Raw genomic sequence first — 12,863 nt, forward strand, 5'->3', positions numbered from 1 at the left:
ACCGCGCCTCGGCCCGGTGCCGCGAGGCTGATACAAGCATGGAACCAGCGATCACGGACATAGCGGCGGCAGCTTCCGTCCCGGCAGGTAGGCGCCGAGGTCGGCGGCGATGGTATTGGCGGTGAGGCCGCAGATGCGGCGTGCGGCGTGATCGGGGTCGAGATCCCAGAGTCGTAGTGCACCTTGACCACCGGTGCCGATGAGGTAGTCGGCCTTCGGGTGAAAGGCGACATGCCATCGGCCCGAGCCCGGCGGGGTGAGCGACGGGCCGTAGGGGCCGGGGTGCGTGCGGTCGGTGAAGGTCCAAAGCCTGACGCTGGAGTCGGTGCCAGCCGTGGCCAGGCGGCGGCCATCGGGACTGATGTCCACCGAGGAGACCGCGCTTCTGCTGGCCGCGAGCGGATCTCCCACCGGCCGAATGGTTCTCGGGTCGGTGATGTCGAAGACGCGGACTGTCCCAGCGTCCCATCCGGCGACGACGGTGCGGTGATCGGGACTGACCGCGAGCCCACCGCCTCGGCCCAGCCAGTCGGCGACGGTGGTGCCGACCGGCCCCGAGGAGTGCTCCAGCGACACCGGCGTGTCCCATATGTTGAGTTTGTCGGCGAGCGTGGCACCGACCTTGCCGTCGCGGCTGGCGGCGACTTGAAATCCCGTGCGCACCAGTCGACCCGATGACGGCACGACGATCGCCGCACTGCGCTGCACCGGCCGGTCAGGATCGACATAATCCCAGACGATCAACTCCGCGACCGGCCCTCGGGAGAGGGTGACCAATACCGGCTGGTCGAGGGCGAACACGACGCCGGTCGCTTCCGGGAAACGGTGTGTCGCGCGGGGTCTGCCCGGGTCGGCGATGTCGAGGAGCGTGATCACCCCGTTGATCGTCAATGCCGCGAACCGGCCGTCGAAACTCAGGACGGGATAGCTGGTGCCGGACGCGCCGGTAATTGCGGTGACACCGTCGACGGTGCCGAGTAGTCGCGGTGCCGCCGGGTCGTGGATATCCCAGATGCAAGCGGCGGCGCCGTGGGCAGTGGTGATCATCCGGGTACCGTCGGCGCTGACCGCAGGCGGCTGGATCTGTCCGGCTTGCCCCGCCAGCGCAGTGCTCGGCAGCGACCATTGCTGCACCGTGCCGCCGACGGTGGCGATCGTGAAGTAGCGTCCGTCGGGGCTGAAGGTCGCGGCCGCCGGCATGCTGGAGCAGCGCCGGTCGCTCGATGCGCCGCGACAGGTTGCCCCAGCGGTCAGCGGTGGTCCTAAAGGGGACGGGTGAGCGAGGTCGGCGAGATTCCACAGCGTGGTTCCGAAGGACGTGACGGTCGCGAGGGTCCGGCTGTCGGGGCTGAGAAAGATGCCGAGCAGGTCGTAGGCGGACGGGACCGAGAAGCCTGCGGCAACCGGGTTCGGATGGTGGGGGTCCGCAACGTTCAGGAACTGAATTTCAGCGTCGCTGCCGGGTGGCTGCGACGGCCACCGGCCCGCGGCGGCCAGCAGCGGCGTGCTGGCCGAAAGGTCCACGAACAGTGGTCCGTCGACGACTTGCACGACTTGTGTTCCGGTACGGGCGCTCGGTGGTGAGTCGAGGTCCCACATCCGGGCGGTGAGCGTATTGCCGAACGAGCCCTGCACGATGTTGCTTGCCGTCACCAGCGTGGTGTCGCTACCGCCGAATTCCGCCGCGACGACGGTTTCACCGACGCTGATAGCGGGCAAGAGTGGTTTCGCTGCGTGCGGGTCGGTGATATCCCACAGCATGACCTGGTCGTCCTGGCCGACGGCGACAGTGCGGCCGTTATGCGAAAGCGCCAGGCCGGTAATCGGGTTCCCGGTGTCGACGACGCTCAGCAAGCGGGGCTGGTCGGGGGTGGACAGGTCGTAGATTCGCGCGGTGTGGTCCGCGCTGCCCGTGATCAGCGTCGATCCTCGCCCTTGGAGAGCGCTGAGTTGGCTGGTGTGGTCGGTGATCGTTGCCGTCAGGGCGGTGGTGGCCGGGTCGCGCACGTTCCAGATACGGATGGAGTGATCGTCGCCCGCGGTGACCAGCAGGCCGTTGTCCAGGTAGCGAAGTTTGGTGACGTCTCCGTCGTGGTCGGTGAAAGTGTGTGCGACGGGCAGGTTCTGGCTCGCGATCAGTCGTGCGGCGACATCAGGATTGCCGGGGCGCAGTCGCTGTGCGAGCAGGTCGAGCTCGGCGGACAGCGTCGGTTCGCTGTTCTGCAGGCGGTCGGCCTCGCTCAGCACGGTGGTGAAGAAGACCTCGTCGCGCTCTCTGCTGGTGACGTCGGCGCGGACAACGCTGGTCAGCGCGGCGATCAGCAGCACGACCACCGCGGCGGCGAGCCCGGCCTGCGCGGCGATGCGCCTGCGGTGTTGCCGGATGCCCGCGATGAGGAATTCGCCGGTCTGCCCGGTCATTCTCGGTAGATGTTCGCGGGCCTGCGCCAGTCGGGTGCTGCGGTACAGCAGGGCTCGGTTGCGTTGCGCGGCGGTCCATTCCGCGGCGTCGGCGGCGACCCGCTGACGGACCAGATGGCCTTCGCGATCGGCCTCGATCCATTTCCGCAACTCCGGCCAAGCGTCGATCACCACCTCGTGGGTGAGGATCGCGGTATCGGTGTCGAGAGTGATCAGCCGTGCCCTGGCAAGGGTTTCCAGCGCCGTCGCCGCGGCGTCGGGGTCGCTGGTATGTGCGAGCAGATCAGCGCGGGCAACCCGGCGCCGGGTATCGCGGGTGTCATGGCCGACGGTAACCATCTGTAGCAGCATGTCTTTGGCCGCTGCCTGCTGGGCGTCATCCAGTTTCCGCCAGGCGGTGTCGGCGGTGCGAGCCACCGACCCGGCGACACCGCCCGCGGCCCGGTATCCGGCGACGGACAGCTTGCGTCCCTTGCGCCGATGCCACACTGCCTCCATGACGTGAGACAGCAGCGGCAGCGCACCCGAACTGTCACCATCGGCGACGCCACCGAGGCTGTTGAATTCGGTCAGGATCAGCTCCACCAGGCTCGGTTCCAGCTTGAATTCCGCCCTGGCCGCCGGTTGGGTGATCGCATCGGTCAGTTCATCGCTGCTCATCGCGGACAGTAGGAACGGGCGCTGCGTGATGGCGTCGGCCAGCACTGGATAGTCCAGGCAGGGCGCGAAAAAGTCGGCGCGCACCGCGACCACCACCGTGGCACCCCGATCCGTGCAGCGCGGCAACTGGTCGATGAACGTTCTGCGGGCGTCGTCATCGATTGCCGCGGTGAACAGCTCCTCGAACTGGTCGATGATCATCAAGCGCCGACCGCCCTGATCTGACGGGATCTCGAGTACGTCGGGGTTCGAGCCCGGAGTACTGGTGGTGGTCGTCCACTCCGGTCCGAGAGCGGGGGTCAGCCCCGCGGCGAGTAGCGACGACTTGCCCGCGCCGGAGGCGCCGAACACGACGACGATCCCGCCACCGTCCCGGTCGGTCGATCGGACCAGCGCCGCCAGGTCGTTGGTCGCGCGTTCGCGGCCGAAAAACCGCTCGGCGTCACGGGATAGGTACGGTGCCAGGCCTTGATACGGGCAATCGGCGTCCTCCGGGGGTTTCCACCCATTGGCGGCCGACCACAGGCGTTGCCAATCCCGCAGCGTGAGAAGTCCTGCGGGAGGCTGCCTTCGGGCCTGTTTCGCCAGGTCGATCAGCGTCAGCAGCGCCGGTCGAAGCACATCCCACCGGGCCGGGATGGCGCCGGCGCGCCAATCGCTGAGCCGCTGGGCGGTGACCGTCCCCGCGTGCCCCTTGGCTGCTTCCTCACGCTGGTTGGCCGTGCGCGCCACCCGATCGAGGACGGGATTTCCCGCGCGTTCCCATAGGCTGTTGAACTGCCGGGTGAATACCTTGCGGGGTGAACTACCGGCTTCCCGATCCCCTGACGGCTCAACCATCGGCCGCACATCGGCTTTGCCTGCACCATAGGCGATTTCCGGCTATCAACGTCACCACTCCCCTGGCTTGTTCCGCTGCGGCACAACCACTTCCCCTGCAGTACAACCACTTCGACGATACCCTCGGCCGGCGCCGATGATCACTGCCTTGGCTGGAATCCCCTGCGCGTCAGCAGATCCGGGCGAGTCGCGCGCTCGGCGACACCACTCATACGACGAGGACGTACGCGTCACACCTGACTTCCATCCGGTCAGGAATGTTTGCGCGCTTGCCTGACAAGCGTTTTCACGCCCGATGGTGGTGCGGGCGGTGGTTCACCACGCCAATCGCCGCCGACGATTGAAAAGCAAACCACAACGGACACCGCAGGTTCGCCCCCGAGCTGGTGCCGCTGCTGGATCCAGGTCGGGGGCGCGCCGGGATGTGAATTTCCCAGCTTTGGAAGCAACCCTGTCGTGCTCGGAATGACAGCTGATGAAGTAATCGGAGGGGAACTTGATGCCACAAGAAAATCGGCGCCCGCATCTGCCGGACGCAGACCAGCCGTATCCACACGATGGTCCGCGTGCACAGTCCGAAAGCGGCCGCGCTCGTCGTCCACGCCTTTACCAGCACGTGGCTCACGGATCAGCATCGGATCATTACGCTGTCCCGCAAGCGGAATCGCGCAGCATGATCACACCGGGCGCGCGGCAGCCCGGAGCGGCGCAACGAACTCCCGGCCCGAACCGGGCCGCTCGCCTGACGCGACGAGTGCGCACAGCCACGGTCGCCGCCTTCGTTGCGGCGACACTGCTCGGCGGAACTCCCGCACACGCCGACGAGCAGGGCACCGTCACCGAGGCCGAGTACAGCAGCGCCGCGGGCACCCGCCACTACTACGTCTACACCCCGCCCGGTGATATCGCCGGGCGACCGTTGCTGGTGTGGCTGCACGGCTGCATGCGCTACGGCGTCACCGACGAAGAGCAGGTGGCCGCACTGCGCCCCGATCCCGCCGATGACCATCTCATCGCACTGGCACGGGAGCAAAAGTTGGTGATGGTGTTTCCCATCCAGGCGCCATCGGCGAATCCCCTCGGCTGCTGGAACTTCATGAACGACGCCGATCAGCACCGCGACTCCGGTGAACCCGCCATCATCGCCGGGATCACCGAGGCTGTGCGCGCCCAGTTCACCTTGGATCCGCACCGCACCTACCTTGCCGGACACTCCGCCGGCGCGCTCATGACCACAACTATGGGGGCGGCCTACCCCGATCTCTATGCCGCGATCAGCCCATGGTGCGGCGGCGCCTACCGCTTCGGCACCGACCTCACCGGCCAGGCCGCCTTCCAGGAGATGGGCCCGCGCGCCCGCCCGCTGCCGGTATTCCTCGTCGAAGACGCCACCGATCCGAAAAGTTCCCCCCTGATCGGCAGATTGGCACTCGGACAATGGCTCGGCACCGACCAACTCGCCCTCGACAACACCCCATCACCACCCCACCCGATATCGATCCAGCACCAGAATGCCGACCCCGACAACGAATTCACCGATGGGCGCACTCTCGAGGCCTATCAATTCGGCACCGCGCAGGTGCAGCTGCTCACCATCGAGGGCGGCGGCCACGAACTCATCGGCAACGCAACAGGAGCCGCTCGCCAGACAATCGATTTCTTACTGCAATACCAACTTTCGCCGCAGTGACTCCGGCGCTTCACCGACGCCCGTAAGCCACGTTCTGCGGGTGCCGAAGGAGTTTGGAACGTTAATCCGGGCAGCGATGCGGTGTCGCACCGCATCGCTGCCCGAATGTTGCTGGCCTACAAGAAAATCGGGTCTCCGTAAACCGCTTGGGTGCCGGTGACCTCGGCCGATTTCGCCTCGATGATCGAGTAGGACACGATGGTCAGCGGGCCGCCGCAATTCTTGACAAGGACATGGAAGTCGCGACTGATCAGATATCCGGTGTGCCCCGGTGCGATGTCCTTCGTGCCTGCCGGGATGTCCTTGATCTCGCCGGGTGCGATCGCAAGGGTGACGCTTGCTCCGACGTGGAAGCTCGGCCCGATACTCGCGCTCGCGGACGGTGAGCTGGAATCGCCGCTACCGCTGACCCCTACCTTGATCGAGGCGTCGAGACCGGCCGTACCCTCGAGTTTGACGCCGGCAGTCACATCGACCGCGCAGGAGACGAGGTAGCCCGCCTTCAGTGTGCCCGCCGAGCGCGAGTCGACCCGGCCATAGAAGGTGTCGTCGACGAAGACCTCCCGGTTGGTCGGCATGCCGTTCTGCGGCGCGATCGGATTGAACGCCTCATCACTATGACCGACAGTGAATTCGACCCCTTCCGGGCCGTTATAGGTCTTCTCGTGCGGCGCCATCGGGCCCGCGTTGGCAAACGGTGCGGCCGCCAGGCCGATCCCGGCGATGGTGACGGCGGTAGCGAGTGCCGATACGATTTTCATACGTTCCTCCCGAACTTTTCGTGCTCCGCGCTGTCGAACGAATCGCTGACGACCGCGGTGTCTCTCGGGACGTTTTCGACCCGGCAGAAACGTAGGACGGCGCCCTATGGTCAGCCGAGTTCCTTGCTCGTTGAGCTACTGCGAAACCACTGGTAGCGGGGCCGCGGTGAGTTGTCCGGTCCGGCGGCAACGTTGCGCGAGACGGTTCGGCCGCCCGTTCGGCCCGGTTATCTACTCGCCGTGAGGTTTTCGGTATCGGCCCAGTTCAGTGCATATTCTCGTCCGGACCGGACAGGATATGCGGCGAACGCCCGAGGCGGCTCCGAAGACGGGATGGGCATTCCCAATGAGCGAGCATCACAAGACATTTGGGCGCGAGGCAGACCGGCCTACAGACACCCGATCAGCCGAAACCACCCATTCCGCGCCGACGAACGCACCCTGTCCCGTGCTCCCGCCGAAATATGCGGTCAGGCCGTCCGGTGCGGACAAGAACAGCGCTCAACAGGCAACATCGCAGAGCACGCGCCGCGTCATCAAACGTGACAGGCCGCCGGACCGGATAACCTCGAAAGGCCGCTCTACCAGCGTCTTCCGCTCTCCTGGCGCGGCAGGCAGCTCGCTCGACAGCCGTCGCCGCAGCTAGCTTTATATCGGGCCGCACCGGCTGAACACCGCAGTCCGATGGAGATTCGTAATGAATGTCTGGGGCGCGGTCGACCGGATCGGTGCCACAGGAGATTTCGCGATTGCCGCGGACCGCTCAACCCGAAAGGGCGCGGCCGCAGTCATCGAGGTAGCCGACCGACTCGCCAGAGGCGGACCAGCTACCCCATCTCCCCGGCCCACCGCCACAACGACGTGGTGACGGACGGCAACGATGCCGATCCACGGCGTTCGGGCCGCTAGGAGGGGACGGCCCGAACGCCACCCTAAACGACCAGCCGTTCAACCCGGCGACCGACAGCGGCGGGGTGTGTGGGGTGTCGGGAATCTAGGGCGTCGGGTTGGCGGCTGTCGATTCTTGGAAGTCGACGAGTGCTTCTCCGTGCGCCTGCGTTCGCGATCGCTGCCGCGATCGGGCTGGTGCTCTACTTGGGCGGCGCGATCGTCGCCCACATCCGCAGCGGGGGACCGGAACATGCTGGGAGCCGTGGCCTTTCTCGCGTTCTCGATCGCGACGTCAGTCGTGCTCGGTCTCGATGCTCTTCTCGCCTGAGCTCGAGTTCTGACTCGACGGCTCGGCGAAGTCGCGCAAAAGTCCTTACGCGCAGACGACCAGACCGTGCACTCCACGAATCCCTCTGCGCACCATAGACATAAAGAAGGTCTTCCCGATAATCACGACACAAGGTGTCGTGATTATTTGGAAGGGTGACCGGAGCGACCATCGGGCAGGCCGATGGTCGCGCTAACAGAGGAGCATTCTGATGGGATCTCACGCCAACCCGTGCATCACGTTCAAGGGCAACGCGCGGCAGGCGATGGAGTTCTACCGAGAGGTGTTCGGTGGCGATCTTGAGGTGGGAACTGTCGCGGACTTCGGCGCACCGGGCTCGGCCGACGATGACAAGGTCATGCACGCTCGGCTCGATACGGCCGCCGGGTACACGCTGATGGCATGGGACTTTCCGGATGACCGGCCGGGTCACCCGGCGTACCGGCCGGGCAACAACGTCGCGGTCTTCCTCGGTGGTGACGACCACGAACTCCGCGACTACTTCGAGCAGCTGTCGGTCGGCGGCACCGTAACGCTGCCCCTGGCAAAGCAAGTGTGGGGCGACGAAGCGGGATCGCTGGTCGACCGATTCGGGATCAGCTGGATGTTCAACATCACTAACCCGCGGCACTGACCAACGGGCCGCCCAATTCCAGGTCATACCAGGTCGATTGAACCCGGATCATGCCAGGAACGTGTTACGAGGGAGTGTTCGACCACGGGAGAAACCATGAAACAAATAATCGCGGGCGCGGTGTTCGCCGGGGCGATCGCGGCAGGAGTCGTGATCGCGGCGGGACCGGCTGCCGCCGACAACGGCGTGATCCACATGGAAGCGCGGGCCACCGAACCGGCATCGGCGCAGGGTTTTTCGGCCACACCGGATGCGACGGCGATCGAGTACGGGCTGGTAGCGAAGGCTGACGGTGGCGCAGTGCACACCGGCGCGCATTCAGCGCATTCCTGATCAAATCTTCGACCGCGCAGGAGGGGAGCGGGTCCCCGCGCTGTGGCGAATCGGGAGTCGCCACAGCGCGGGTGCCGCTCAGGCGATCAGCTGTTTGATCGCGTCGGGCAGATCGTCTGAGCCGTAGGAGAAGCTGTCGCCCGGTACCGCGCCCTCGATTTGGGCGATCTTGTTCTGCATCAACGACATCTGCTCCGCGGTGAGCTCGCTGATCGGCGTGGACACGTCGACGCCCGCCGCCGTGGCGACATCATCGGCATAGGTGTCCGGGTCGTTGCCGTCCGAGGCGGGGGCGTACTTGCGGAAGGCCGCCTGGATGGACAGATTCACGTACGCAGGCCCCTGCAGGAACAGGCCGATGGCCAGGAATCCAGTGTCGTAGTCCGGGAAGATCAAGAAGTTGTGCCAGTTGAACTTTCCCGGATACTGACCGTAATCGGTGCCGCCCACCACCCCGGTCAGGTTGCCCGGGTTGTTGTTCAGCCAGGCGTAGCTGCCCGCACCACGACGCAGGTGCGGCTGTCCGCGCAGGATTACATCGTTGTCGTAGAACACGTAGTTGTAGATCTCGCTGCCGTGGTCTTGATAGTCGGTCGGATCGCTCGGGTTGCTGCCCGGAAACCATTCCGCCCGAGGGATTTTCTTGTTCATCGAGACCATGTCGTTCCAGTACCAGGCGTGGTCGCCGAATTCGACAGTCATCACCAGTACCTCCTTATCTGTTGGATAGCAATGGATTTCGTTATGCCGCCGGGTCGTCCTCGGGCGGCAGGTCGGGTAGCACGTCGGCGAGCAGCGCGATCGCCTGCATGCCCTGCCAGCCGATCGCGACCGAATCGCCGCCTCCGGTGGCCGAGACCCGCAGTGGCCCAACGCGGGTGGTGTTCTGCTGGTTGTCCCAGGTACCGGTCACGACGGCGTTCTTGGCGAGCACCAGGGCATAGGGCAGGACGGGTACGGCGCCGCCCGACCCCCGGCCCAGCAAGGTGCCTGCCTCATAACCGGGCAAATACCAGGCGGGATCGTTCAGCAGCACGTCGTCCCACCACTCGGTGCCCGCCGCACGCCGAGTCAGGTAGACCAGCGTGTAGTCGAACCGGATCGTGATATCAGTGGATGTCGTTGTGGTGGTGTCGGTTCCGCTATCGACATTCTGAAGATCCCACCGCTCGTCGTCGCCTCGACCGCCCCACTCGGGCGGGATGATCGGGGTGCCGTCGATCGGGCGGAACATGAGCATCGCACTGTTATCGCCCGGTCCCCCGCTCGCGGTGGACTCGGCCGCGGTGTGGATCGCCCAATCGTTACCGGCAACCAGCGCCTTGTTCGGTGCCGCTGTCGTCGACGCGGTGTGCGATGCGGAACTCCAGCTCTGCCAGTAGGGCGCATCCGGTATCGGCCAGTCCGGCGGCTCACAGGTCAGCGGCTGATCGATGTTCGCCTCTGCGAGCAGTGAGCGATCATTGTTCAGCCTTTTCGATAACTGCTGGCCCGCAAGACTGTTCGCGTCGACCGGTTGCGCGTCGGCGACGATCGCCCGATACCAGCCGGTGGCGCTCGCGCCGCCCGGCGGCGGCGTGATGGCGGCCGTCGCCGGGGTCAGGATCAGCGTTGTATCGAATCCGGCCAACCACAACCCCAACCGTAACTGGTTGAGTTTGCCGTTCTGGACGATCTTGTCGTCCACCGGAACGCCCTGGAAGAAAGCCATAGCCTTATCGGGTGCCGCGGCGATGCCATACGCCGTGGCCAGATCCGACACCAGCAACTGGCCGATTTCGTTGATGCTGTGGCCCATCAGCTGCTCGCTTTGGGCGGGGAGGCCGGAACCACGCGCACCAGCCAGCCGATGATCTGGGTGCCGTGCATGACGAGGCGGCCGCCCTTTTCGTCCTTGTGGTAACCCCAGCTCTGATGGCCGTCGTCGTTGGCGAAGAACTGGCCGTCGGCATGCCAGTCGTTGTGGTGGTAGGTGCCGCCGAGGCCGAAGATGCCGACCGAACCGCCGAAGCTCGTCGAATCCGTGTGACTGCTGTTGCTCGACGACTCCGCATAGTTGGCGAAGTGGGTACCGGCGTCGCCCCAATCGTCGCAGTAGACAACGAGATTGCGGGCCACCAGCATCTGGACCACCACCGAGGGCAGCCAGTTGTCGTTGTTGGCCACGGTGTTGGTGCCGTCGCTGATGTAGTTCACCGGCTTGTCCTTGACGGACCAGCCGCTCTTGATCCGGAAGATCTCCTCGAACATCCACGGTCGCTGGACATTCACCACGAAGTACTCACCGGTAATCGATGCGGACTGCGAGTGGTCCCAGCGCCCGTCGCTGGACGCGCTCGCGGCCGACTGTGAGTTGAAGTAGTTTGCGCTCGTGCTGTCGAGGCCGCCGGTCGCGCTGAACGGACCCCACACCAAGCCGACGCCCCCACCGTTGGAGGATCCGGAGTCGTTGTAGTACGACGTCGAGGAGTTGGTGAACCCACTGGCCGAGGCGCTGTCGTAGCTGTCGTTGCTGACCGATATCTCCAGTGCGCCGAAACTGTCGTCGGTCACGTCGCACCACGACGGCGGGTCCAGGACGGTCAGCGGGAATTTGCCGATCGGGAGGGAGAGCTCGCCGTAGGTGGCCCAGCGGTCTTTGACGCCGGTGACCGCGGCGTCGATGATGCTTGTGCCCTGCGAGTACAGGAAGTCGCTCGCCTCCGAATACGCCATCCCGGCATCTGTGTGGTCCGCACCGGCGACATCGGTTTCGGCCTGATGGATCGCATCGTCGAAGGAGCCGCCGTCGACGGCCCACGCCTGACCGAGAGCCGGGTCGGCCATGGCTTTATAGAACGCGTCGGCCTTGTTCCGGCGTGCGGCCCGCAGCGCGCTCACCGCATTCAGGTAGCCCTGATAGCCAGGGGTGTATTTGCCGTAGATGCCGCTCACGTACAGCAGCTGCTTTGCCTGATTGATCTTGTCCTGGACCTCCTTCGACGGCGGCGTCGGCATATCGCCAGTGATGGCCTGCTGCACGATCTTCCAAGCGTCGGAGGCCTTGCCGAGCGATTTCGCCGCGAAGGTCGAGCCGAGCGCGAGATGGTCATCGACCAGCTCCGCGGTGGCCGCGGCGGCGGCGTATGACGCCGCCAGTCTCGGGTCCGGTGTTCCCGGTTTGCCGGGGGTGGCGCCGGTGCCCGTTTCGATGTGCCCTGAATCGTCCATCAGCGCGTAGATGTCGCCCTCCGGCGTCCACGGATTCAGGTATCGCCGCGGATCGACGGTGAGACCGGGCTTTTGATACAGAAACACCGTTCCGGGATTATTTTGCAGGGCTTCCGAAACTACCGCCCCCACCTGATCTACTGCGGACAGCAACGCTTTCTGCAGCGCGCCAAGTCCCTCGATATCTGCCACGACTTCCCTCCTTCGTCAGGAGCCCCCCTGGTCGGCGACTCGATGGATAACAGTCGCCTGGTATATCCGCCGAGGCGTGCGTAGCCGTTTACCCGAGTGTTTGCGCTGGTCCGGTGAGTGAAACAGGTATCGAGGACCGACTACGCGGTCGCGTGGTACACGGCTGCGTACCGGATGTATTTCGGTACGTAAGTACCAAACGAAGCTTCCCGTTCTCGTGGTGAACACAGACAGAACTCGACGGTGAGAGATCGGCGAACCCAACCACGCGCCCACCTCCGCGGTGCGGATCCTGCTACGCCGAATCCGCACCGCCACTCGGGACTCGCTATAGGGCCCCAGAGCGAGTGCTCCCGAGACCGAGTGCGGATTTCTATGAACCTTGCGCGAATTCGTAGTTGTAGAACATCAGGCTGTTGCCCAACTTGCGGGTTTCGACCAGGTGCAGTGGCTTCTTGGGGCCGGGCTCGTCGAAGATACGCAGGCCTGATCCCAGTACGACCGGGAAAATCACCAGCCGCAGTTCATCGGCCAGGTTTTGTTCTATCAGCGTCCGCACTAGCTGATAGCTGCCGTAGACCAGGATTTCCCCGTCCACTTTCCGCTTCAGCTCCGAAACCTCTTGCGCCACATCGCCGCCCAGGACGGTGACGTTGCTCCATTGAGGACCTTCCAGAGTCGACGACACGACGTACTTGGGGAGGCTTCGCACTCTGTTCGCCCACTCGGGGCTCACGCGGCCTTCCGCTACATCGCGCGCTGTCATCCGGTCCGCGAACCACTCACTGGTCCGCCGGCCCAGCAGCAGTGAATCCCCCCGGTGAGTCCGGAGACTTACGGGTGTGACAGCTCAGCGGGTTGCTGGGCTGGGTGTTGACAGTAGTGGGCGGTCTCCATCTCAAC

The 12,863-nt window shown here is 65.1% G+C and carries 9 protein-coding genes and 1 pseudogene; 4 read left to right on the top strand and 6 right to left on the bottom strand.

The genetic code is table 11. The features are described from left to right. Positions 1-51 precede the first annotated feature (51 nt). Positions 52-3,921, bottom strand: coding sequence for an AAA family ATPase (locus ACIA8C_RS09640; RefSeq protein WP_397132789.1), 3,870 nt, complete (start codon positions 3,919-3,921; stop codon positions 52-54). Between the two features lie 673 nt (positions 3,922-4,594). Here ACIA8C_RS09640 and ACIA8C_RS09645 point away from each other — a divergent pair. Continuing rightward, the gene (locus ACIA8C_RS09645) at positions 4,595-5,611 is read left to right on the top strand and encodes an alpha/beta hydrolase family esterase (RefSeq protein ID WP_397132791.1); all 1,017 of its coding nucleotides are present in this window, start codon (positions 4,595-4,597) and stop codon (positions 5,609-5,611) included. Between the two features lie 116 nt (positions 5,612-5,727). Here ACIA8C_RS09645 and ACIA8C_RS09650 read toward each other — a convergent pair whose 3' ends face one another. Further along, positions 5,728-6,372 carry an MspA family porin gene (locus ACIA8C_RS09650; RefSeq protein ID WP_397132793.1) on the bottom strand — a complete coding sequence of 215 codons (645 nt, stop codon included), beginning with the start codon at positions 6,370-6,372 and terminating at the stop codon, positions 5,728-5,730. 1,038 nt (positions 6,373-7,410) lie between these two features. On the opposite strand from ACIA8C_RS09650, the gene ACIA8C_RS09655 reads away from it, so the two are divergent. The 3 genes from ACIA8C_RS09655 to ACIA8C_RS09665 all read left to right on the top strand — a co-directional run bounded on the left by ACIA8C_RS09655 (position 7,411) and on the right by ACIA8C_RS09665 (position 8,558). Further along, entirely contained in the window at positions 7,411-7,689 is a 279-nt protein-coding gene (locus tag ACIA8C_RS09655) for a DoxX family protein (protein WP_397132795.1), read from the top strand. 113 nt (positions 7,690-7,802) lie between these two features. Continuing rightward, positions 7,803-8,225, top strand: a complete 423-nt coding sequence (locus ACIA8C_RS09660) for a VOC family protein (protein WP_397132797.1) — start codon at positions 7,803-7,805, stop codon at positions 8,223-8,225. 96 nt (positions 8,226-8,321) lie between these two features. Beyond that, on the top strand, positions 8,322-8,558 hold the full coding sequence (locus tag ACIA8C_RS09665; RefSeq protein WP_397132799.1) for a hypothetical protein: 237 nt from the start codon (positions 8,322-8,324) through the stop codon (positions 8,556-8,558). Between the two features lie 78 nt (positions 8,559-8,636). Here the strand turns inward: ACIA8C_RS09665 and ACIA8C_RS09670 are convergent, their stop codons facing one another. The 4 genes and pseudogenes from ACIA8C_RS09670 to ACIA8C_RS09685 form a co-directional block, all read right to left on the bottom strand. Further along, positions 8,637-9,263, bottom strand: a complete 627-nt coding sequence (locus ACIA8C_RS09670) for a hypothetical protein (RefSeq protein ID WP_397132801.1) — start codon at positions 9,261-9,263, stop codon at positions 8,637-8,639. 37 nt (positions 9,264-9,300) lie between these two features. Next, positions 9,301-10,356 carry a hypothetical protein gene (locus ACIA8C_RS09675; RefSeq protein ID WP_397132803.1) on the bottom strand — a complete coding sequence of 352 codons (1,056 nt, stop codon included), beginning with the start codon at positions 10,354-10,356 and terminating at the stop codon, positions 9,301-9,303. Continuing rightward, complete coding sequence (locus tag ACIA8C_RS09680; RefSeq protein ID WP_397132805.1) at positions 10,356-11,960, bottom strand: hypothetical protein; 1,605 nt, start codon at positions 11,958-11,960, stop codon at positions 10,356-10,358. Before ACIA8C_RS09680 ends, ACIA8C_RS09675 begins: the two co-directional genes overlap by 1 nt. Before the next feature lie 373 nt (positions 11,961-12,333). Continuing rightward, positions 12,334-12,774: pseudogene (locus ACIA8C_RS09685) on the bottom strand (dihydrofolate reductase family protein); the annotation flags it as partial. Positions 12,775-12,863: the final 89 nt, after the last annotated feature.

It is taken from the genome of Nocardia sp. NPDC051321, from assembly GCF_044455225.1.
Classification (GTDB): domain Bacteria; phylum Actinomycetota; class Actinomycetes; order Mycobacteriales; family Mycobacteriaceae; genus Nocardia.

Bases quoted from the DNA above. Each gene is read 5' to 3' on its own strand.
- ACIA8C_RS09650 (WP_397132793.1), bottom strand. From the start codon at position 6,372: ATGAAAATCGTATCGGCACTCGCTACCGCCGTCACCATCGCCGGGATC.
- ACIA8C_RS09675 (WP_397132803.1), bottom strand. From the start codon at position 10,356: ATGGGCCACAGCATCAACGAAATCGGCCAGTTGCTGGTGTCGGATCTG.
- ACIA8C_RS09665 (WP_397132799.1), top strand. From the start codon at position 8,322: ATGAAACAAATAATCGCGGGCGCGGTGTTCGCCGGGGCGATCGCGGCA.
- ACIA8C_RS09645 (WP_397132791.1), top strand. From the start codon at position 4,595: ATGATCACACCGGGCGCGCGGCAGCCCGGAGCGGCGCAACGAACTCCC.
- ACIA8C_RS09660 (WP_397132797.1), top strand. From the start codon at position 7,803: ATGGGATCTCACGCCAACCCGTGCATCACGTTCAAGGGCAACGCGCGG.
- ACIA8C_RS09640 (WP_397132789.1), bottom strand. From the start codon at position 3,921: ATGGTTGAGCCGTCAGGGGATCGGGAAGCCGGTAGTTCACCCCGCAAG.